General features: G+C 69.6%; 17 protein-coding genes. 7 read left to right on the top strand and 10 right to left on the bottom strand.

Annotated elements, in window-relative coordinates; all coding sequences use genetic code 11:
* The first annotated feature begins 84 nt into the window (after positions 1-84).
* The gene (locus tag VEB62_RS09125) at positions 85-552 is read left to right on the top strand and encodes a hypothetical protein (RefSeq protein WP_324798341.1); all 468 of its coding nucleotides are present in this window, start codon (positions 85-87) and stop codon (positions 550-552) included.
* A gap of 11 nt (positions 553-563) precedes the next feature.
* Here VEB62_RS09125 and VEB62_RS09120 read toward each other — a convergent pair whose 3' ends face one another.
* Positions 564-983 carry a VOC family protein gene (locus tag VEB62_RS09120; protein ID WP_324798338.1) on the bottom strand — a complete coding sequence of 140 codons (420 nt, stop codon included), beginning with the start codon at positions 981-983 and terminating at the stop codon, positions 564-566.
* Positions 984-1,068: 85 nt separating this feature from the next.
* Between VEB62_RS09120 and VEB62_RS09115 the strand changes: the two genes are divergently transcribed.
* Entirely contained in the window at positions 1,069-1,593 is a 525-nt protein-coding gene (locus tag VEB62_RS09115; protein WP_324798336.1) for a MarR family winged helix-turn-helix transcriptional regulator, read from the top strand.
* Between the two features lie 70 nt (positions 1,594-1,663).
* Complete coding sequence (gene alaS / locus VEB62_RS09110) at positions 1,664-4,324, top strand: alanine--tRNA ligase (RefSeq protein ID WP_324798334.1); 2,661 nt, start codon at positions 1,664-1,666, stop codon at positions 4,322-4,324.
* A gap of 1 nt (position 4,325) precedes the next feature.
* Here the strand turns inward: alaS and VEB62_RS09105 are convergent, their stop codons facing one another.
* The 3 genes from VEB62_RS09105 to VEB62_RS09095 all read right to left on the bottom strand — a co-directional run bounded on the left by VEB62_RS09105 (position 4,326) and on the right by VEB62_RS09095 (position 7,023).
* Positions 4,326-4,886, bottom strand: coding sequence for a DUF2939 domain-containing protein (locus VEB62_RS09105; protein ID WP_324798331.1), 561 nt, complete (start codon positions 4,884-4,886; stop codon positions 4,326-4,328).
* 77 nt (positions 4,887-4,963) lie between these two features.
* Positions 4,964-5,581: a DUF2939 domain-containing protein gene (locus tag VEB62_RS09100; protein WP_324798329.1), complete on the bottom strand. Its 618-nt coding sequence runs from the start codon at positions 5,579-5,581 to the stop codon at positions 4,964-4,966.
* A gap of 227 nt (positions 5,582-5,808) precedes the next feature.
* On the bottom strand, positions 5,809-7,023 hold the full coding sequence (locus VEB62_RS09095) for an NADP-dependent isocitrate dehydrogenase (RefSeq protein ID WP_324798326.1): 1,215 nt from the start codon (positions 7,021-7,023) through the stop codon (positions 5,809-5,811).
* A gap of 293 nt (positions 7,024-7,316) precedes the next feature.
* Here VEB62_RS09095 and VEB62_RS09090 point away from each other — a divergent pair, with 293 nt between their 5' ends.
* From VEB62_RS09090 to VEB62_RS09080, 3 genes are all read left to right on the top strand, one after another.
* Entirely contained in the window at positions 7,317-8,270 is a 954-nt protein-coding gene (locus VEB62_RS09090; RefSeq protein ID WP_324798323.1) for a DUF1176 domain-containing protein, read from the top strand.
* Positions 8,219-9,178: an NAD(P)/FAD-dependent oxidoreductase gene (locus VEB62_RS09085; protein ID WP_324798320.1), complete on the top strand. Its 960-nt coding sequence runs from the start codon at positions 8,219-8,221 to the stop codon at positions 9,176-9,178. Before VEB62_RS09090 ends, VEB62_RS09085 begins: the two co-directional genes overlap by 52 nt.
* 347 nt (positions 9,179-9,525) lie before the next feature.
* Positions 9,526-10,455, top strand: a complete 930-nt coding sequence (locus tag VEB62_RS09080) for a LysR substrate-binding domain-containing protein (RefSeq protein ID WP_324798317.1) — start codon at positions 9,526-9,528, stop codon at positions 10,453-10,455.
* A 22-nt stretch (positions 10,456-10,477) separates the two neighbouring features.
* Here the strand turns inward: VEB62_RS09080 and VEB62_RS09075 are convergent, their stop codons facing one another.
* The 4 genes from VEB62_RS09075 to VEB62_RS09060 all read right to left on the bottom strand — a co-directional run bounded on the left by VEB62_RS09075 (position 10,478) and on the right by VEB62_RS09060 (position 17,952).
* Entirely contained in the window at positions 10,478-12,316 is a 1,839-nt protein-coding gene (locus VEB62_RS09075; protein WP_324798314.1) for a DUF885 domain-containing protein, read from the bottom strand.
* Positions 12,317-12,383: 67 nt separating this feature from the next.
* A complete protein-coding gene (locus tag VEB62_RS09070) occupies positions 12,384-14,180 on the bottom strand; it encodes a DUF885 domain-containing protein (RefSeq protein ID WP_324798311.1) in 1,797 nt (598 codons plus the stop codon).
* An 87-nt stretch (positions 14,181-14,267) separates the two neighbouring features.
* Positions 14,268-16,301: a cell cycle histidine kinase CckA gene (gene cckA / locus VEB62_RS09065; protein WP_324798308.1), complete on the bottom strand. Its 2,034-nt coding sequence runs from the start codon at positions 16,299-16,301 to the stop codon at positions 14,268-14,270.
* A gap of 559 nt (positions 16,302-16,860) precedes the next feature.
* Positions 16,861-17,952 carry a Glu/Leu/Phe/Val family dehydrogenase gene (locus tag VEB62_RS09060; protein ID WP_324798306.1) on the bottom strand — a complete coding sequence of 364 codons (1,092 nt, stop codon included), beginning with the start codon at positions 17,950-17,952 and terminating at the stop codon, positions 16,861-16,863.
* A gap of 162 nt (positions 17,953-18,114) precedes the next feature.
* Here VEB62_RS09060 and VEB62_RS09055 point away from each other — a divergent pair, with 162 nt between their 5' ends.
* Positions 18,115-18,567, top strand: a complete 453-nt coding sequence (locus tag VEB62_RS09055; RefSeq protein WP_324798303.1) for a hypothetical protein — start codon at positions 18,115-18,117, stop codon at positions 18,565-18,567.
* Here VEB62_RS09055 and VEB62_RS09050 read toward each other — a convergent pair whose 3' ends face one another.
* A complete protein-coding gene (locus VEB62_RS09050; RefSeq protein WP_324798301.1) occupies positions 18,568-19,563 on the bottom strand; it encodes an alpha/beta fold hydrolase in 996 nt (331 codons plus the stop codon). It lies immediately after the preceding gene.
* A gap of 8 nt (positions 19,564-19,571) precedes the next feature.
* On the bottom strand, positions 19,572-20,156 hold the full coding sequence (locus VEB62_RS09045) for a uracil-DNA glycosylase family protein (protein WP_324798299.1): 585 nt from the start codon (positions 20,154-20,156) through the stop codon (positions 19,572-19,574).
* Positions 20,157-20,207 lie beyond the last annotated feature (51 nt).

The raw sequence follows: 20,207 nt of genomic DNA, 5'->3' as shown, positions 1-20,207 counted from the left end.
GATCCCCACCCGGGTCGGGCGGCCTTTTTTTCTTGCCGCCCTCCCGGCCAGGCGTGACTATTCGCCCCGGGAGGACTTCACATCATGACATCGAGACTCGGCGCCCTGGCGCGCGCCGCGGTTCTGGCCGGTCTGGCGGGCGGCGCGGCGGACATTCTGACCGCCTTCGTCATCTACCGCCCGGCCACGCCCGTGGTGATCCTGCAGGCGGTGGGCAGCGGCGTGCTGGGCGCGGAAGCGTTCAGCGGCGGCGTCGGCGCGGCGGCCTTCGGCCTGGCCGCCCACTTCCTGATCGCCATCATCTTCGCCGCCATCTTCGTCGCCGCCGCCGTCCAGGCGCCCGTGGCGCTGCGCAGGCCGGTGCTGTCGGGCCTGCTGTTCGGCGTGGTCGTCTATGGCGTCATGAACGCGATCGTCGTGCCCCTGTCGATGTCCCCCGAGCGGCCGACGCCGCCCGACCACATGATCGGCCTGGGTCTGATGGCGCACGCCTTCTTCGGCCTGGCCCTGTCCTTCGTGGCGGCCCGGATGCTGCGTCGAACCGTGAGCTGATCCAGCCCGGTTCAGGCGCGCAGTTCGATGCCGTTGCCGTCCGGATCGGTGATCGAGAAGGACATTCCGTTGCCGCTCGCGCCGTAGCGGACGCCTTCAGACTCGACCTCCACGCCATTGCGGCGAAGGTGGTCGCGCGCCTGTTCGGGGTCGAAGGCCGCGATCCGGATGCACAGGTGATCCATATTGTGGGCGTCGGGTCCCGGGGCGTCGCCGCCCCGTTTGCCGATCACGCCGTCCACCGGCACAAGATCGATCAGCGAGGCGCCGGCCCTGAGCTGGATCAGGCCCAGATCATCGCGGCGGCGCTCGACCGGACAGCCCAGCACCCGGGTGTAAAAGTCCAGCGAGGCGTCGAGATCCCGCACCCGCAGCACCACATGGTCGATGCCGGTGACGGTGAAACCGCTTCCGTGTTGCGCCGTGGTCATGTCCGTTTCTCCTTGTGTGTCGGCCGGCGAGGTTTATCTTGATGCCAAGATATCTCCATCTATCTCGACGTCAAGATACTTTTCGATGACCCAAGCCGCCGACCATATCGACCGCCTGCGAGCCCAGTGGGCGCGGGAGCTGCCTGATCTGGACACCCGCGGCATGGAGGTGCTGGGCCGGGCGCGGCGGATCGTGTTGCAGAGCCGCCCCCCCATCGAGGCGGTGTTCGCGCGATACGGGCTGGATGCCGGCGAATTCGACGTGCTGTCGACCCTGAGGCGATCGGGTGAGCCCTACGCCTTGCGGCCGACCGAGCTCTACCGGTCGCTGATGATCTCGTCGGGCGGCCTGACCGACCGGCTGAACCGCCTGACGAAGGCCGGCATGATCACCCGGCCTCCCTCGCCCGGGGACAGACGCAGCCTGCTGGTCCAGCTGACGGACAGGGGACGGACTGCGGTCGAGGCGGCGTTTCGGGAGGACATGGCGATCGAGGCGGGCCTGCTGGCGGCGCTGGACGACGCCGAACGCGCGGCCCTGGCGGACCTGCTGCGCAAGCTGGCCCTCGACATGGAGGCGGCGCCGGACGCGCAGAACGCCGATGGGTGATGCGTTCAGGGCGAAAGACCTATATGCACGCTGCCTCCCCTGACCTCTCCAGACGCGTGCGCGACGAACCATGGCCAGCCTGAACCAGATCCGCTCGAGCTTCCTCGACTACTTCGCGGCCGATGGGCATGAGAAGGTGCAGTCGGCGCCGCTGGTGCCGCAGAACGACCCGACCCTGCTGTTTGTCAACGCCGGCATGGTGCCGTTCAAGAACGTCTTCACCGGCCAGGAAACCCGGGCGATCAGGCGCGCCACCAGCTCGCAGAAATGCGTTCGCGCCGGCGGCAAGCACAACGATCTGGACAACGTCGGCTACACCGCCCGCCACCACACCTTCTTCGAGATGCTCGGCAACTTCTCGTTCGGCGACTATTTCAAGGAGCACGCCATCGAGATGGCGTGGAAGCTGGTCACGAAGGAATTCGGGCTCGACGCCGACCGGCTGATGGTCACCGTTTACATCGACGATGACGAGGCTTTCGACCTCTGGAAGAAGATCGCGGGCCTGCCGGAATCGAAGATCGTCCGCATCGCCGGCTCCGACAATTTCTGGTCAATGGGCGACACAGGCCCGTGCGGCCCGTGCACCGAGATCTTCTGGGACCACGGCGAGCACATTCCGGGGGGGCCTCCGGGGTCTCCGGACGAGGACGGCGACCGGTTCGTGGAGATCTGGAACAACGTCTTCATGCAGTTCGACCAGGCCGCCGACGGCAGCCGCACGCTTCTGCCGAAACCGTCGATCGATACGGGCGCCGGTCTCGAGCGCCTCGCGGCAGTGCTGCAGGGCGTCCACTCCAACTATGAGACCGACCTGTTCCGCACCCTGATCGCGGCGTCGGAAGACGCCACCTCGACGAAGGCCGAGGGCGAGCAGGCTCCCAGCCACCGGGTCATCGCCGACCACCTGCGCTCGTCGTCCTTCCTGATCGCCGACGGGGTCACGCCCTCGAACGAGGGCCGCGGCTATGTGCTGCGCCGGATCATGCGCCGGGCCATGCGCCACGCCCACCTGCTGGGCGCCGCCGACCCGCTGATGCACCGGCTGGTGCCGACGCTGGTGCAGGAGATGGGCGAGGCCTATCCCGAGCTGCGCCGCGCCCAGGCCTTCATAGAGGACACGCTGAAGCAGGAGGAGATTCGCTTCCGCACCACGCTCGGCCGCGGCATGGGTCTGCTCGAGGACGCCTCGCGCGACCTCGGCGAGGGCGGCGTGCTGCCCGGCCAGACCGCCTTCACCCTGTACGACACCTACGGCTTCCCGCTCGACCTGACCCAGGACGAGGCGCGCCGGCGCGGCTTCACCGTCGACACCGAGGGCTTCGACGCCGCCATGGAAGAGCAGCGCAGCCGTTCGCGCGAGCACTGGACCGGTTCGGGCCAGACCGCCTCGACCGGCGAATGGCTGGCCCTGCGCGACCGCCTCGGCCCCACCGTCTTCACCGGTTATGACGCCGTCGAGGGCGCGGGCGAGGTGCTGGCCATCGTGCGCGACGGCGCCTCGGTCGACGAACTGGGCGCCGGCGAAACCGCCGAGGTTCTGTTCGACCAGACCCCCTTCTATGGCGAGGGCGGCGGCCAGGCCGGCGACAAGGGCGAGATCGAGTGGACCGACGCCACGGGCCAGCAAGGCTCGGGCGTGGTGCTGGACGTGCAGAAGCAGGCCTCCGACCTCTACGCCCATCGCATCGAGATCAGCTCGGGCACGCTGGCCATCGGCGCCCGGGTCCAGCTGCGCGTCGACGCCGCCGCCCGCCTGACCACCCGCGCCAACCACTCCGCCGCCCACCTGCTGCACAAGGCGCTGGCCAATGTGCTGGGCGGCCACGTGGCCCAGAAGGGCCAGCTGGTCGACGCCGAACGCCTGCGTTTCGACTTCAGCCACAACGCCCCGGTCACCGAGGACGAACTGGCCCGGATGGAGGACGAGGTGAACGCCGTCATCCGTCAGAACATCCCGGCCGAAACGAAGATGATGGCCCCGCAGGCCGCCATCGAGGCCGGCGCCGTGGCCCTGTTCGGCGAGAAATACGGCGACGAGGTCCGCGTGCTGACGCTGGGCCGCGCGCTGGCCGGCGAGGGCCCCTATTCCGTCGAGCTGTGCGGCGGCACCCATGTGGCCCGCACCGGCGACATCGCCCTGTTCAAGATCACATCCGAGACCGGCATCGCCGCCGGCGTGCGCCGCATTGAAGCCCTGACCGGCGAGGCCGCGCGCCAGTATCTGCTGGCCCAGGCCGGCGTGGCGAGGAAGCTGGCTCAGTCGTTCAAGGTCCAGCCCGCCGACGTACCGGCCCGGGTCGAGGCCCTGTCCGGTTCGGTGCGGACGCTGGAGAAACAGGTCGCCGACCTGAAGAAGCAGCTCGCCCTTGGCGGGGGCTCGGCCGGCAGCGCCGCGCCGGAAGAGATCAACGGCGTCAAGCTGATCGCGCGCGTCCTGGACGGCGTGGACGGCAAGGGCCTGCGCGGCGTGGCCGAGGATTTCCGCAAACAGGTCGGCTCGGGCGTCGTGGCCCTGATCGGCGTCACCGACGGCAAGGCTGCGGTCACCGTGGCCGTGACTTCGGACATGACCGGCAAGGTCAACGCCGCGGATCTCGCCCGCGCAGCGGTGCTGGCCATGGGCGGTCAGGGCGCCGGCGGCAAGCCCGACTTCGCCCAGGGCGGCGCTCCCGACGGCGGCAAGGCCGAGGATGGTCTGGCGGCGGTGCGGGCGGCGCTGGCGGGCTAGGTCAGGCCGCCGCTCCGCTCTGGATATCCACGGCCGCCAATTTCCATGCGAACATCCCGCGGCGTTCGAGGATTAGCGCCAGTCGCTGGTCGGGGTGGTCGCGGTCGGTCAGGGTGACGGCGAAGGTGTTGAGGTCGCGGTAGCCCCAGGCCTGATGGATGTCGTCTCCCTCATCGGCGGTGTCGCCCGGTTCGGGGTCGTCGCGGACGGTCGGGTCGGGCGCCTCGGCGGTGGTGACCATCCGGGCGACCACCTCGGGGGTCACGGCGGCGTCGACGGCGCCGGACAGCAGCATCGGCGCCAGGATCATGCCGAGGCCGCCGAGGCCGCTCTCGGCCATGCGGGGATCGCGGCGCATCTGGGCCGCCAGTTCGGCGTTCAGCTCGTCCTTGAGGCTCTGGCGCAGGGCGGGGAAGTCAACCAGCTGCTCGATGCGCCGGGCGTCCCCGGCCTTGGCCGCGCGGATCAGCGCCTGGGCGGCGAGGACGGGCGCGGCGGCCCAGGCGGCGGCCAATACGGCGATGGTCACGACGGCGGCGCCGACGATGTATTTCTTGATCATGTTACCCTCTGGCGTCGAAACGCCTCCCCACGGCTACGGTTGCCGCGAGTCGGGGGCCTGGGCCAGCGAGACCGCGGTCAGCCGCCGGTCTTGCCGCTCTTGCCGACCACCGGAAGCCGCGCCGGCGCGGCCGTCGGAGGCGGGGCGGCGGCCGGCGCAACGCCCTCGGGCAGGCCGATATGGACCAGCTTCCATTCGAACGGCCCCTTGCGCTCGAAGGTGAAGACGGTTTCGGAGCCCCCTTCGTCGACCACGGCCATGCGGGCCCTGTTGACGCCCCAGAACACCGGCGCGGGCATGGGATTGGTCTCGGCCGCGACGGGCGCCGAAAGCCGGGACCGTTCGGACGCATAGCGTCCCTCCCCCCGCGTCAGGGCGGCCAGGGCGGCCGGCGTGAGATAGGCGTCCACGTCGGCGACGGCCGCCGGGTCGACCCGTTCGAACTGACGCCGGACGGCGCCGATCGGGTCTTCAAGGAAGGTCGGGGCGGGGGCCAGGGCGGCGGGATCGCCCGACAGCTGGGGCCGCAGCGACTGGCGTACGGCGGCGAAATCGATCAGGCGCGACAGGCCGGCCGCGTCATTGGCGTCCGCCGCCGACCGGATGCCGAAGAAGGCCACCGCCGGCGCGGCGAAGAAGCTGACCACCGCCACGACGACGGCCAGCAGCAGCAGGTTGCCAAACAGCTTCTTCATGGGACCCCCGGGTTCGTTGCATCAATGCACGAACGCGGGTCTGGCTCAAACGAAAGGCCCGCCGGACGCGAATCCTGCGGGCCCCTGGAAGTTTGGCTGCGGTCAGAAGGCTCCGCCTTCTCGACTCGACGCGGCCATATTGTCTGGCCGCGGTCATCGGCCCTGCGGGACGACGCGGCCAGGACGCTCAAGCAGCGAGCGACCGCGTCGCAAGCGATAGCGTCCCTCTAGGAAGCCATCGCCTTGGTCAGGTTCTCGGCCACCTTGTCGAGGAAGCCCTCGGTGGTCAGCCAGCCCTGCTGGTCGCCGACCAGCAGCGCCAGATCCTTGGTCATATGGCCGGCCTCGACGGTCTCGACCACGACCCGCTCCAGCGTCGCGGCGAACGTCGCCAGCTCGTCGTTGCCGTCCAGCTTGGCACGGTGCGAGAAGCCGCGGGTCCAGGCGAAGATCGAGGCGATGGAGTTGGTCGAGGTCGCCTCGCCCTTCTGGTGCTGGCGGTAATGGCGGGTGACGGTGCCGTGGGCGGCTTCCGACTCCAGCACCTTGCCGTCCGGGGTCATCAGCACCGAGGTCATCAGGCCCAGCGAGCCGAAGCCCTGGGCCACCACGTCGGACTGCACGTCGCCGTCATAGTTCTTGCAGGCCCAGACGAAGCCGCCCGACCACTTGATGGCCGCGGCCACCATGTCGTCGATCAGCCGGTGTTCGTAGGTCAGGCCCTTTTCCTTGAACTCGGCCGCGAACTCCTCGTCGAACACCTTCTGGAAGATGTCCTTGAAGCGGCCGTCATAGGCCTTGAGGATGGTGTTCTTGGTGGAGAGATAGACCGGGAAGTTGCGCTGCAGGCCGAAGGCGAAGCTGGCGCGGGCGAACTCGGTGATCGAGTCATCGAGGTTGTACATGCCCATGGCGACGCCCGACGACGGGAAGTCGAACACCTCATGCTCGATGACCTGGCCGTCGGCGCCCTGGAACTTGATGGTCAGCTTGCCCGGGCCGGGGATCAGGAAGTCGGTGGCCTTGTACTGGTCGCCGAAGGCGTGGCGGCCGACGACGATGGGCTGGGTCCAGCCCGGCACCAGACGGGGCACGTTCGAGCAGATGATCGGCTCGCGGAAGACCACGCCGCCGAGGATGTTGCGGATGGTGCCGTTGGGCGACTTCCACATCTTCTTGAGGCCGAACTCCTTCACCCGCGCCTCGTCGGGGGTGATGGTGGCGCACTTCACACCGACGCCGTGCTTCTGGATCGCGTGGGCCGCATCCACCGTGACCTTGTCGTCGGTGGCGTCCCGGTTCTCCATCGACAGGTCGTAGTAGTCGAGCTCGAGGTCGAGGAAGGGGAAGACCAGCTTGTCCTTGATCATCTGCCAGATGATGCGGGTCATCTCGTCGCCGTCGATGTCCACGATGGGGTGGGCGACCTTGATCTTGGCCATGCGGGTTTCGCGCCTCTGACTGAAGAATGGGGAGTGAGGCGGGCGGTATAGCGGCGGCGGAGCGCGGGCGCAAAGGGCGGCGGCGACTCATCGGGACCCAGGGTGTATCGTGTCCGGGGGACGACGCTGCTCCCGGGGACATACGCATGTACCATTGGCGACGCGCCGCCGTCGGCGCGAGCTCCCTCATGATCCTCCCGGCCTGTGGCCCCTCGGACGCCTCGGGGGAAAAAGCCGCCCCGGCCGCGCCACCCACCACGGCTTCGAGGTCGCAGGCGGCCGGTCCCGGGGCCATGGCATCGGAGTCGGAAGCCTTCCGGGACTGGATCGCCGTGTGCGACAACGGCAACGCCTGTTTCGCCTATGGACCGGGACGCGAGGGGTTCGGCTGGATCCGGGTCGCCGTGGAGCCCGGGCCGGACGCCCGGCCGGAGGTCGCGGCGGGATACTGGCCGGACCAGGCGGAAAAGACCCGCGCGTTCGCCCTCACCATCGACGGGACCAACTACCCGATGACGCTCGCCGCCAACGAACCCGTCGCCGCCGAGATGCCGGCGGCGCGCGCGCTCGAGGCGGTGCGAGCGCTCGCCAACGGCCGGACAGCCCGGATCGGCCCCGAGCACGAGCTTTCGCTGTCAGGCGCGGCCGCCGCCCTGCTCTGGATCGACGAGCGGCAGGGTCGGGTGAATACGGTGACGGCCCTGCGCCGCCCGGGTTCCCGCCCTGCATCCAGCGTGCCCGGCGCCCCGCCCCTGCCCGTCGTCACCCCGGCTCAGGCCGTTTCGCAGGCGGGCTTCGGCGATCAGAACCAGGTCTTGCCGGCCGCGTTGGAGACCGTGCCCGCGGTGGCGGAATGTCGCTCGGAAACCTCCGAGCACTGGATCGGAAAGGAAGTCATGTCGGCGCGCCTGAACGCCACCACGGAGCTCTGGGCGGTTCCCTGCTTCGCCGGCGCCTACAACATGGGCCACGACTGGTACATCACCGGCCCCGGCGGCCGCGCCCCCCGGCCGGCGCGGCTGGCCTCGACCTCCGACGCACCCACAGCGGGCACCATCAACGGCGGTTATTCGCCGGAGACCCGCACCATCACCGCCTTCGCCAAGGGGCGGGGCGTCGGCGATTGCGGCACGGCCTCGACCTGGACCTGGACCGGCCGCGAGTTCACGCTGACCAGCGAGTCGGAAATGCGGGAATGCTGGGGCGTCCCGGCGGACTACTGGCCGACGACGTGGCGGACGCGTTGAGCGACGCCGATCCCGAGGTGCTCGTCATCGGCGCCGGGCCGGCTGGCCTGACCGCCGCGACCTATCTGGCGCGGTTCCGGCGACGGGTGCTGGTCGCCGACGGCGGCGCGCCGCGGGCCTGCTGGATCCCGCTCAGCCACAACATGCCCGGCTTTCCGCGGGGCATCACCGGCGAAGCGATCCTGAAGCGGATGACCGAACAGGCGCTGGAGTTCGACGCCGTGATCGAACCCGGGCGGGTCGAGCATCTGGTACGGGACGGCGAAGGGTTCCTGGTGCGTCTGAACGGGCGCGACATCCGGGCGCGGGCGGTGCTGCTGGCGACCGGGGTGATGGACCATCACCCCGACCTGCCCGGGATCGAGGGAGCCATCGAGCGATCATTGGTCCGGATCTGCCCGATCTGCGACGGCTATGAGGCCATCGACAAGGCGGTGGCGATCATTGGCCGGGACGACACGGGAGTGCGCGAAGCGGCCTTTCTGCGCACCTACTCCGACCGGATCACGCTGATCCACGTCGGGCCGGCGGAGGCGCTGACGGAGGAAGGCGAGTTGCTGCGGATGGGCGTCGAACTGATCCGGGCGCCGATCGACAATGTCCAGCTGCAGGGCGACCGGGTCACGGCGCTGAGCTGGGGCGGGACGTTCCGCGTGTTCGACCTGGTCTATTCGGCCCTGGGAACATCGCCGAACGCGGAACTGGCGCGAGCGCTGGGCGCGCGGACAGGGGGCGATGGCCGTCTCGTGGTGGACGCCCATCAGGCGACCAGCGTGCCGGGCCTGTATGCGGCCGGAGACGTGGTGCGCGGGCTGAACCAGATTGCCGTGGCGGGCGCCGAGGCCGCCATCGCGGCGACGGCCATCCACAACGCCCTGCGCGACGCGGACGGCTGGACGGTCGGCTAGCCGTTACGCAAGCGACCCGAAATCGCGAGAGCAGAAAGCTCCCCGCGGGTCCGGGCCGCAATCGCGGCGGCGTTCGGAGATTGGGCTCCTGCGCCGCGATCGGGTCGTGGGCGGATCATCGGCTCCAGGGCGTCACGATCCGCTGCGGCTTGCGGATGCGGGCCCGGGTGCGGCTGCGCCGCCAGTCGTTGAGCACGGAAACCCAACCCCATGCAGGTTCCTTATGTATGTGATGCGCTTCTTCCATCTCGGCCTCCTGACGATCCTGTGGTGAGGACAACGTCAAAATGAGCTTGACAGAGTTGATCCGCAAACCAGATTGGCGCAGCGCAACATAAGGCACACTTATGGCCGATCCTCTCGCCGGAATTCCCCTCGCCTCCATTCGGGTGTTCGAGGCCGCCGCCCGCCTGAACAGCTTCACCCGCGCGGCCGAGGAACTGGGCATGACCCAGGCGGCGGTCAGCTGGCAGATCAAGGCGCTCGAGGGCCGGCTGGGCCAGAGCCTGTTCCGCCGCCTGCCGCGCGAGGTCGTTCCGACCGAGTCCGGTGAACGGCTGTCGCGCGCCGCAACGGAGGCCATGAGCCTGCTGCGCCGGGCGCTTTCCGAACTGACCGAAGCCGATCAGGCGATCCTGTCGATCACCACCCTGGCGACCTTGGCGACGCAGTGGCTGGCCCCTCGGCTTGGCGAGTTCCAACTGGCCCATCCCGAGCTGGCGGTGCGGCTCGACACGGCGGCGCATCTCATCGACCTGTCGCGAGAGGGCTTCGATGTCGGCATTCGCTCGGGCACCGGCGACTGGCCGGGGCTGGAAAGTGTCGAGGTGATGCCGAGCGTATACACGCCTCTGTGCAGCCCCCGCCTGCGGGATCGGCTGCAGCTCCAGACCGCCGAGGACCTGCTGAAGGCGCCGCGGATCGGGCTCGAGAAGGAGTGGGCCGTGTGGTTCGCCGCCGCCGGCGTCGCCGCCGACGGTCAGGCGCCGTCCCGTCTGCGGGCGGACTATCAGGCGCTGGAGGTGGCGTCGGCGATCGGCGACCAGGGCGTGGCCCTGGCCTCGCCAATCCTGTTCGCCCGGGAATTGGCGGCGGGCCTGCTGGTCCAGCCGGTCCCGCTCGCGGTCAAGCTGGTCCCGGACTACGCCTACTGGCTGGTCTGGCCGGAGGGCCGACGGCGTTCGCCCAAGATCGCCCGCTTCCGCGACTGGATCCTGGCCGCCGCCGCCGCGGATCCAAACGTACTGGCCGCCCGCGAGGCCGTGGCGGCGACCTGATCAGCGCCAGTCCATCGACGGGTCAGGCCGCCTGGACGCCCGCTGTCCAGTCGCCGATCAGGCGCTCGAGCACCTCCAGCGGAATGGCGCCCGCCGCCAGCGCCGTATCGTGGAAGCCGCGGAGGTCGAAGCGGTCGCCCAGCACCGCCTTCGCCCGGCTGCGGGTGCGATCCCACACCGTGTGACCCAGCTTGTAGCTGCAGGCCTGACCCGGCCAGACGCAGTAGCGCTCGACCTCGGTGATCATGGTGGATTCCGCGTCGCCGAGAGTCTCGACCATGTAGCGGACCGCCTGTTCGCGGCTCCAGCGCTTGTGGTGCAGGCCCGAGTCCGCGACGAGGCGGGTGGCGCGGAACATGAAGGACTGGAGGTAGCCCAGACGTCCCAGCGGGTCGTCCTCGTAGACGCCCATCTCGTCCGCCAGCTGTTCGGCGTAGAGCGCCCAGCCCTCGGTGTAGCCCGAGAACAACGGCATCTTGCGCAGCATCGGGATGCCCTCGGCCTCAAGCGCGACGGCGATCTGGAAATGGTGGCCCGGCGTAGCCTCGTGATAGGTCAGGGTCGGAAGGGTGAAGCGCGACGTTTCGGCGGTGTCGCGCAGGTTGATGTAGTAGGCGCCGGGACGCGAGCCATCCAGCGCCGGCATCTGGTAGCTGCCGCCCGGGGCGCCCGCCTCGATCTCGACCGGAACGCGACGAATTTCGACGCCCGCGCGCGGCAGCCTTCCGAACATCTCGGGCAGGCGCTGTTGCATCTTCGCCATCTGGTCGTTGAGATCGGCCAGCAAACGGGCCTTGCCGGCGTCGGTGTTCGGATACAGCTGGTCAGGGTGCCTGGAGACGGCGGCGATGCGCTCGCCGACCGAGCCCTGGGTCAGGCCCTCGGCCCGGAGAATCTCATCGGCGCGGGCGCTGAGCTCGGCCACCTGGGCGAGGCCGATCTCGTGGATTTCGTCGCCGCCCATGTCGGTGGTCGTGTAGCTGAGCACGCCATGGCGGTAGTAGGCCTCGCCGTCCGGCAGGCGCCAGCAGCCGGCGTCGGACGTCGCTCCCGGCAGGGCCGCCGCGAGGACGTCGACCTGGCGCTGCATGGCGGGATAGACCGCATCGCGCACGATGGCTTCCGCCCGCGCGGCCCAATCCCCCGCAAGATTGGCTTCCGCGGCGCGGCGCGCGAGCGACCGGGTCAGGCCGGATTGGGCCGGATCGACGCCGAGGGTAGCGGCGAACTGCTCGCTGGTCCGGCGCAGAACGAAGTCCGGCGGAGTCGCGCCGGCCGCAAAGTCCGCGCGCACCCTGTCGGTTTCGACGTCCAGAACTTCGGCGAAAGCCGACAGGCGCGCCAGATAGGTCTCCGCGTCTTCGGCGGTGCGGACCTGATGCTGGGTGTCGAGGAACTGCGGGATGCTGCTGTAGCTGCCCGTAAGCTGGCTGACGAGATAGGGGCTGACCCCGCCCACCGGCGACTGGACGCCGTAATCGAAGCGATCGGCCGTCGCCGCGCCGTCGATGATGAAGCGGGTGGTGTCGTAGTTGACCGCATCCATGCCCGAGAGGCCGGCGCGATCGATCGCGTCCAGTTCGGCGCCGTACCCGCGGAAGGCCGCGAAGGACCGGTCGACGAAGGCCAGCGAGCGATCATCGAGGCGGCTGCGCACCGCCGCATTGGATCCCCTGTCGAGGCCAAGCGAGGTCATGAACTCCGGCGACTGGGCCAGGAACTCCTGCATCATCCGGTCCAGCAGCGCCGTGACCCGGGCGCCGGCGCTGGCGGTCTGCGGCGAGCCGGCCACGACCGGACCGGCTGCGGCCATGCCCACCCCGGCGGCGGTGGACAGCAGGAAACGACGGCGATCAAGCATGGCGAAGCTCCGGAAAGGTGACCGGCACAGAACGGCGCCTCACGCCCGCTGACAAGTTACCGATCGGTCAGGTGCGCATCAGGCCTTCCAGCACGGCCAGCGGCACCGAGCCGTTCAGCAGCACCCGGTCATGGAAGGTCTTCAGGTCGAAGCCGGGGCGGGCCTCCGCCTCGCTGCGCAGGCGCGCGATCACGGTCTGCCCCAGCTTGTAGGAACAGGCCTGGCCGATGGAGACGCAATAGCGGTCGATCTCCTTCTCGGCCGACTCGGGCGGCTCGCCGCACTCGTCGATCATGTAGCGGATTGCCTGATCGCGGCTCCAGCGCTTGTGGTGCAGGCCGGTGTCAACCACCAGGCGGACGGCGCGGAACAGGTAGGACTGCAGATATCCGACCCGGCCGAGCGGATTGCCGGCGTAGACATCCAGATCATCGGCCGCGACGCGTTCGGCGTAGAGGGCCCAGCCCTCGTTATAGGCCGAGTTGCCGGCCACACGGCGATAGATGGGCAGGGAGCCGGCCTCGCGCGCCACGGTGATCTGGAAATGGTGACCGGGACTGGCCTCGTGATAGGTCAGGGTCGGCAGGCTCCATTTGGGCCAGTTCGCGGTGTTCGACAGGTTGATGTAGTAGGCGCCCGGCCGCGAGCCATCCAGCGAGGCGGCCTGATAGTAGCCGCCGGGCGCGCCGAGCTCGATCGACGGCGGGACACGGCGAATCTCGACCGCCGCCTTGGGCAGGGTGTTGAAGACGCGGGGCAGCAGCGGCGTCAGCTCGGCCATCTGCCGGTTGAGGGAGCCGATCAGTTCGACCTTGGCCTCGTCGGTGTTGGGCCAGAGGTGCTGCGGGTCTTCGCTGAGGGTCTTGATGCGCTGGCCGACCGTGCCCTCGGCCATGCCCATGCCCTTGAGGATCGTGTCGATTTCCGTCTGGATGGCGGCGACCTGTTCCAGGCCGATGTCGTGGATCGCCTGGGCGTCGTAGGTGGTGGTCGTGTAGGTGCGCAGCGCCAGGGCGTAGGTGGTGTCGCCCTGCGGCAGTTTCCAGGCGCCAGCGTCATCGGTGGCGTTGGGACGCTGGGCCTCGAACACCGCGATCTGACGGCCCAGCGCCGGCTTGACCTCGGCCTCGATGATGGCGGCTGCGCGGGCGCCCCAGTCGCCCGCGATGGTCTTTTCGCCCGTTTTGCGGACCAGGGCCTGGACCATGGCCATGTCGGCGGGGGCGGTGTCGCGCAGCGTCCTGAGCTGGGTCAGGGTCTTGTCCATGAGGAAGGACGGCAGCATGACGCCCAGGGCGGCGTCGGCGGCGATCCGCTCATTCTCCTGATCGAGCACCGTGGCGAAGGCCGACAGGCGCGACAGGAAGGCTTCGGCGTCGGCCGGGGTCTCGACCCGGTGCTGGTTGGCCATGAAGTCCGGTACGGAGAAGTAGGCCCCTGACCGCTGGGTCACCGTATAGGGGCCGATGCCGCCGCCATAGGGGATGTCCGCCGCGCGCGCCGCGCCCTCGGCCGTGAAACGATAGACCGCCAGCGACACCCTGGCCTGATCCGACAATCCATCTTCCGAAACGGCCTGTATCTCGGCCCAGCGGGCGCGCGCGCGGGCGCGATCCGCCTCGATGTCGGCGAGCCCCTGCTGACGCAGCTTTCCTGACAGATGCGCCCGGGCGTCGCGGTCCAGACCGAGGTTGGTGGCGTACTCGGGCGACAGTTCGACATTCTCGTCGAACCAGCGGGTCAACATCGCGTCGAGCCGCGCATCGGCCTCGGAGATCGGGGCCGAAACCTGGGCGACGGCGGGCACGGCCGCCAGCAGACCAAAGCCGGCGGAGGACAACATCAGGCGGCGGCGGTCGATCATCGGTCAGACACTCCGTGGGGGGACGGGACAGCTATGACAGTCGCGGGGTCGACGGCAAGGCTCCCGATGGGCGGCGAGGGGAAAGGATCAGGCCGCGCGCAGTTCCTGCTTGACCCGTTCGGCCAGCGTCTTGATGTCGAGCGGCTTGGGCAGGAAGGACACGCCGACCTCGTCCTGCAACAGGTCCGAGAAGTCGCTCTCGGCGTAGCCCGAGATGAACATCACCGGCGCGTCGCCGAGGAACGGCCGGGCCTTCTTCAGCAGGGACGGACCGTCGAGCCCCGGCATGATGACGTCCGAGATCATCATGTCGATCGTCCCGGCGTGTTCCTCGGCCAGCGCCAGGGCCTCCTCGCCGTCGGCGGCCTCGATCACGTCATACCCGCGCTGGCGCAGCAGGCGGGCGGCGATGCCGCGCACGGCGGCCTCGTCCTCGACGAACAGGATGCGGCCCGCGCCGGAGAGGTCGCGCGGCGCCTTGGCGACCTTCTCGACCACCGGCGTCTCGGCCAGATCGGCCTCGGCGGCCTCGGGCAGGAAGATGCGGAAGGCGGCCCCGGCCCCGTCGGGGTTGGAGACGTTGATGTGGCCGCCCGCCTGTTCGACGATGCCGTAGACGGTGGCCAGGCCCATGCCGGTGCCCTCGTTCACCGCCTTGGTGGTGAAGAAGGGCTCGAAGATCTTGTCGAGCAGTTCGGGCGGCACCCCGGGGCCGGTGTCGGTCACCTCGATCAGGGCGACGGCCTCGGTGGGGGCGGCGGCCCAACCGAGGGCGCGCGCCTCGTCACGGGTCAGGCGGTGGGTGCGGATGGTGACCACGCCCGCGCCGGGTTCGACCACGCCGCGCATGGCGTCGCGGGCGTTGACGGCCAGGTTCATCACCGCCGTTTCGAGCTGACTCTTGTCGGCCAGGACCACCGGCAGGTCGCGGCCGTAGTCGGTTTCCAGCCGCACATCCTCGCGCAGCAGGCGGCGCAGCAGGACCGCGAACTCGCCGACCAGTTCGCCGAGGTCGAGACGCTCGCGCCGCACGGTGGATTTGCGCGAGAAGGCCAGCAGCTTGCGCACCAGGTCGGCGGCGCGGATGGCGGTCTGGCGGATCTCGTTCAGACCCTCATAGGAGGGATCGCCGACCGGGTGGCGCTCCAGCAGGCCCGAGAGCTGCAGCTGGATGGCGGTCAGCAGGTTGTTGAAGTCGTGGGCCACGCCACCGGCGAGCTGGCCGACGGCCTGCATCTTCTGGGCCTGGGAGAGCTGCAGCTCCATCGATTTCTGGGCTGTGACGTCGAACAGCCAGATGCGCCGCTTGTCGCCCTCCGGGGCGACGTAGAGATGCAACATCTTGTCGGGGAAGGCGCGGGCGACGAGCTCGATCGGTCCGGAGGAGCCGGCCGCCAGCTTGGCGCGCGCCTCGGCGACGCAGGCGGGATCGAACAGGTGGCCGAAGGCGGCGTCGCGGGCCGCGGCCGGGCCGGTCAGCAGGGCGAGCGCCGCATTGGCCTTCTCGACCTTGCCGCCGAACAGATCCTCGGCCGCGATGACGGCGGAGCCGAACGGGGCGCCGGCGGCCATGGCCCGGCTCTCCGGGCCGTTGGAACTGGGCGTGGGCGCGCCGCCGGTCATGACCGGAAGGGCCGCGTCGGGCGCCGCCCGAACCAGAAAACGGCCTTCCCCGGCCTGGCCGATCAGGACTTCCTGCTCGCGTTCGCCAATCACGACGATGGCCCGGCCCTGCTCGCCGGCGCGGGCCTGGGCGAAGGCCATGTACAGCGCCGAGGCCGAGCGCCCCTTGGGCAGGGTGGTGACGGCGCCGTTGCTCTCGGCCCAGGCCGCGTTGAAGGCGAGCACCTGACCCGAGGCCCAGACAAGGGCGGCGGGCTCGGCCATGGCGTCGAGCAGGTCGATGGTGACGTCGCCCAGCGGCCGGCGGCTCTCGCTCCGGGCGAAGGCGAACAGGCCGATCAGGGCCACGGCGCCGACGGTGAAGATCAGGATCAGGCCGGGGGCGCTCGTCGGGTCGGCCCGGAACGCCGGATAGGCCAGGGCTCCGACCGCCACGACAAAGCCGACCGCCATCACGATGAGCAGCGGATCGAAAGCTTTGCGGGAAGTTGCGTTCATGGCGCCTCGGCCCGAATCAGATGGGCGTTCGCGGTGATAGTGGGCCGTATGCAGCGCGGGAGCGAATCCGGAGCTCCGCGGCGGGAAGACGGAGACCGGACGATCCGGTTCTGCCCGAATGAAACCAAAAACAGAGTCTGAATCGTCTGAACAGTCTGAATGGTCTCACGGGTCGCCGCGCGCCTCAGGCGGTGCGGGTGGGGGATGAGATTGTCAAAGACCGGCCCCACACGGGCGACAGGACAGGCGGCATTATGCGCCCGCCGTTTTCCCAGGCGGACAGATTGGCTCGAGAAAAGGGGATGCCGTTGAAGAAGCGGCGAGTTTTCCGCGCAACCCGACTATGGATTCCGGAAAAGGCAGCAGAGCGTCATGGGCCTCCGTCTCCTCCCCGTACGCCATTTGCGAATGAGGTGGGGGACCGCGAAGCGGTGGAGGGGCGAAACGGCGCAACCGTCGTGCGTCGGAAAGGGCCCCTCCGTCACGGCGCGTATTCGCGCCGCGCCACCTCCCCATCGAAGATGGGGAGGTGACATCATCTGCGGCGCTGCGCCGTCGGTCAGGCCGCCTTGCGCTGGTCCGCCCTGGCGTCCCGCGCCGCGTTGATGCGGGCCTCGGCGATGGCGTCGGCGATCTCGTGGGTCGGCCGCTTCTCGACGGCGGAGCGCTCAAGGATCTCCTCCAGCGTCTCCATCAGACGGGACAGCTTGCCCTCGACCCAGGCCGGGTCGTAGGCGCCGCCGGTCTGGCGGGCCAGCAGTTCCGAAGCGACGTTGATGATGCCGCCGCCGTTGACGACGTAGTCGGGGGCGTAGAGCACGCCGCGCTCGAACAGGATCCGGCCGATCTCCGGCGTGGCCAGCTGGTTGTTGGCGGCGCCGACCACGGCCTTCGCGGTCAGGCGGCCCAGCGTTTCCGGGTTCAGCGTCGCGCCGAGGGCGCACGGGGCGTAGATGTCGGCCCTGACGTCATAGATGGCGTCGGGGGCCACGATCTCGGCATTGGTGCGGGCGGCGACCTCGGCCAGCAGGGCGGTGTTGACGTCGGTCATCACCAGTTTCGCGCCGGCCGCGTGCAGCTTGTCGGCCAGATAGCCGCCGACATGGCCGATGCCCTGCAGGGCGACGGTCAGGCCGGTCAGGTCGTCCTGCTTCCACAGGCGGCGGGCGACGGTCAGGGTCGAGCGGAACACGCCCTCGGCCGTGACCGGGCTGGGATCGCCCGAGGCCTCGGGACCGTCGTTCAGGCCGAGGACATAGGGGGTGACCTTGCGGGCCTCGGCGATGTCAGCGACCGACACGCCGACGTCTTCCGCCGCATAGTAGAGGCCGCCCAGCGTATCGACGGCGCGGCCGAAGGCGCGGAACAGCTCCGGCGTCTTCTGGCTGCGGCTGTCGCCGATGATGACCGACTTGCCGCCCCCCATCTCGAGGTCCGCGACGGCGTTCTTGTAGCTCATGCCCCGCGACAGACGCAGCACGTCCTCAAGCGCTTCCGCGCTGGACGCATAGTTCCACATCCGGGTGCCGCCGACGGCCGGGCCGCGTGCGGTCGAGTGAACGGCGATAATGGCGCGCAGGCCGGTCTTTTCGTCAAAGACGGCGTGAACGCCTTCGTGGTTCGCGAAGGACGGGGAATCAAACAGCGTCATGCTCACCTGAGCGTCTCCCGGGGTGTTTTTTTGTTGCGCGGGTGCTTACGCCCCGGCGCTTAACACCGCAAGCATGGCGGTTTCACGTCAGCGTGGGCGTCGCGCTGGACATGCTTGGGTTCTGCGGGCGTAGTGCGCCATTCCACGAACGGAGTGCGGTGCATGCTTCGAGAGATGTTCTCGATCGCGGTTATCGGTCTGGCGCTGTCAGGCTCGCCCGCCTCGGCCCAGACAGTCCCGCAACCGGTGACATACGCGTCGACCCAGCCTCTGGCTTTGACGGCCGAAGAGAAGGCCGATCTGATTGCGAAAATCCAGGAAGCCCAGACGGACCTTCGAAGCGGCGCCCGTCTCTATTTTCAGCTTCTGTCGGGCGCGCCCGCCGCATATCCGATGACAGCGATGTCTCCGAGAGACGCGTTCCTGAACGCCAGTTTCGACCAGCCCGCCAGCATGTTGCGTCAGCCTACCGACAACCCCAGCTGGAGACCGTATCGTTTGACGCTGACGCCCAATGGCGTCGGCAATCTCCTTTGGGACGTCGAGGTCGTGCTGGGCTTCAACGGTCAGATCGAGCGGATCGAAATGTTCTATCGGTACCCTCCCCCTTTCTGATCAGTGATCGGCCTTCCTCGCCAGCATCGGCAACACCTCCGCTGCGCCCGATGGTAGAGGCGCAGACGCGTCCCTGAGCCAGGCCTCGACGTCGCGATAGACTGTCTCCGCCTGCAGATCCCGGTTCAGGATATGCCAGCCGTCCGGATAGAAGGCGGTGCGGAAACCCGGCCGGTCCCCCGCCCGCTCGAGCGCCCGGCGCATCGGGTCCTTCCGGATGACGTTGTCGTGGCCGCCGTACAGCAGCAGGGTCGGCGCGCGGATGTCGCCCAGCCGGATCGAGGCGCGCTCCATCAGATCGACGAGGCCGTACAGGGCGTCGAACCGCGTCGGCAGGATGCTGTTCGGGTCGCGGCCGTTGCGGATCAGCTCCAGCCGGTTGTCCGAAGCAGGCAGATCCTTGACCGCCCATTCCGGGGCGCCGACGGCGCGGTCGCCCATGGCGCGGGCGGCGATCCACAGGCCGGCCGAGTTGACCGGCCCCTGCGCCGACCAGCCCCAGACCGCGGGGGCCAGCAGGACGACGCGGTCGGCCGCCGGCGGACGGTCCGAGCCGAAGGCGGCGACGGCGACCGCGCCGCCCATGCTTTCGCCGACGACCGCGATCACCGCGCGAGGATGGAGCGCCCGCGCCAGGGCGACCGTCGTGCGCAAATCGTCCGCCATCCGCGCCTCGCCGGCCCAGACGCCGCGACCGGGCGCGCCGCCGAAGCCGCGTTGGTCGAAGGCCCAGGTCTCGATCCCCCGCTCGGCCCACCAGGGTCCCGCGAGGCGGAACGAAGCGCGGCTGTCGTTCATGCCGTGCAGGCCGATGACCACCGCCCAGGGTTCGCCCTCGGGCGTCCAGCGGGCCAGCGGCAGGCGCGCGCCGTCGTCCATGACCAGCGCCCGCGCCTCCAGCACGGGGCCGGCGAACCCGGGCGGCGGGGTCAGGGGCGGCTGGATGGCGGGCGTGGCGCAGGCCGCGAGGGTCAGGACAGCAGACAGGGCGGCCATGGCGCGGATCATGAGGTCAGGATGCCACGCACCCGCTCGCGCAGCCAGGGCAGCACCTCTTCCTCGAACCACGGGTTCTTCCGCAGCCAGGCGGTGTTGCGCCACGACGGATGCGGCAGGGGCAGGATGTCCGGGGCGTAGTCGCGCCACGCCCGCACCGTTTCGGTCATGTTCGGCCTCGCCCGTTCGCCCAGGGCCCACGCCTGGGCGTAGCCGCCGACCGCCAACGTCAGCTCGACCCGCGGGAGTTCGGCGAGCAGGCCTGGGCGCCACAACTCGGCGCAGCGGCGCGGCGGCGGATAGTCGCCGCCTTTGGGGGCCGTTCCCGGATAGCAGAAGGCCTGGGCGGCCACGCCGATGCGGCGGTCGGCATAGAAGGTCTGATAGTCGACGCCGAGCCAGTCGCGCAGGCGGTCGCCGGACGGATCGGTGAACGGCAGGCCGCTCTCGTGCACGCGTCGACCCGGAGCCTGGCCGCAGATCAGCAGCCGGGTCTCGGGAAAGACGTGGACGACCGGGCGCGGCGTATGCGGCAACTGGCCGAGGCAGGCCCGGCAGGCGCGGATGTCGGCGAGGACGGCGTCGAGGCTCATGGCCCCACCCTCCGCTCATCCCGGCGAAAGCCGGGACCCGGGTCTGTCCAG

It is taken from the genome of Brevundimonas sp. (assembly GCF_035626975.1).
GTDB lineage: Bacteria > Pseudomonadota > Alphaproteobacteria > Caulobacterales > Caulobacteraceae > Brevundimonas.
The sequence above is the reverse complement of the archived record's forward strand: the minus strand, read 5'-3'. Positions and strand labels throughout refer to the sequence as shown.

Coding starts and splice junctions, on each gene's coding strand:
- VEB62_RS09125 (WP_324798341.1), top strand. CDS start 85: ATGACATCGAGACTCGGCGCCCTGGCGCGCGCCGCGGTTCTGGCCGGT.
- VEB62_RS09120 (WP_324798338.1), bottom strand. CDS start 983: ATGACCACGGCGCAACACGGAAGCGGTTTCACCGTCACCGGCATCGAC.
- VEB62_RS09115 (WP_324798336.1), top strand. CDS start 1,069: ATGACCCAAGCCGCCGACCATATCGACCGCCTGCGAGCCCAGTGGGCG.
- alaS (WP_324798334.1), top strand. CDS start 1,664: ATGGCCAGCCTGAACCAGATCCGCTCGAGCTTCCTCGACTACTTCGCG.
- VEB62_RS09105 (WP_324798331.1), bottom strand. CDS start 4,886: ATGATCAAGAAATACATCGTCGGCGCCGCCGTCGTGACCATCGCCGTA.
- VEB62_RS09100 (WP_324798329.1), bottom strand. CDS start 5,581: ATGAAGAAGCTGTTTGGCAACCTGCTGCTGCTGGCCGTCGTCGTGGCG.
- VEB62_RS09095 (WP_324798326.1), bottom strand. CDS start 7,023: ATGGCCAAGATCAAGGTCGCCCACCCCATCGTGGACATCGACGGCGAC.
- VEB62_RS09090 (WP_324798323.1), top strand. CDS start 7,317: ATGGCATCGGAGTCGGAAGCCTTCCGGGACTGGATCGCCGTGTGCGAC.
- VEB62_RS09085 (WP_324798320.1), top strand. CDS start 8,219: ATGCTGGGGCGTCCCGGCGGACTACTGGCCGACGACGTGGCGGACGCG.
- VEB62_RS09080 (WP_324798317.1), top strand. CDS start 9,526: ATGGCCGATCCTCTCGCCGGAATTCCCCTCGCCTCCATTCGGGTGTTC.
- VEB62_RS09075 (WP_324798314.1), bottom strand. CDS start 12,316: ATGCTTGATCGCCGTCGTTTCCTGCTGTCCACCGCCGCCGGGGTGGGC.
- VEB62_RS09070 (WP_324798311.1), bottom strand. CDS start 14,180: ATGATCGACCGCCGCCGCCTGATGTTGTCCTCCGCCGGCTTTGGTCTG.
- cckA (WP_324798308.1), bottom strand. CDS start 16,301: ATGAACGCAACTTCCCGCAAAGCTTTCGATCCGCTGCTCATCGTGATG.
- VEB62_RS09060 (WP_324798306.1), bottom strand. CDS start 17,952: ATGACGCTGTTTGATTCCCCGTCCTTCGCGAACCACGAAGGCGTTCAC.
- VEB62_RS09055 (WP_324798303.1), top strand. CDS start 18,115: ATGCTTCGAGAGATGTTCTCGATCGCGGTTATCGGTCTGGCGCTGTCA.
- VEB62_RS09050 (WP_324798301.1), bottom strand. CDS start 19,563: ATGGCCGCCCTGTCTGCTGTCCTGACCCTCGCGGCCTGCGCCACGCCC.
- VEB62_RS09045 (WP_324798299.1), bottom strand. CDS start 20,156: ATGAGCCTCGACGCCGTCCTCGCCGACATCCGCGCCTGCCGGGCCTGC.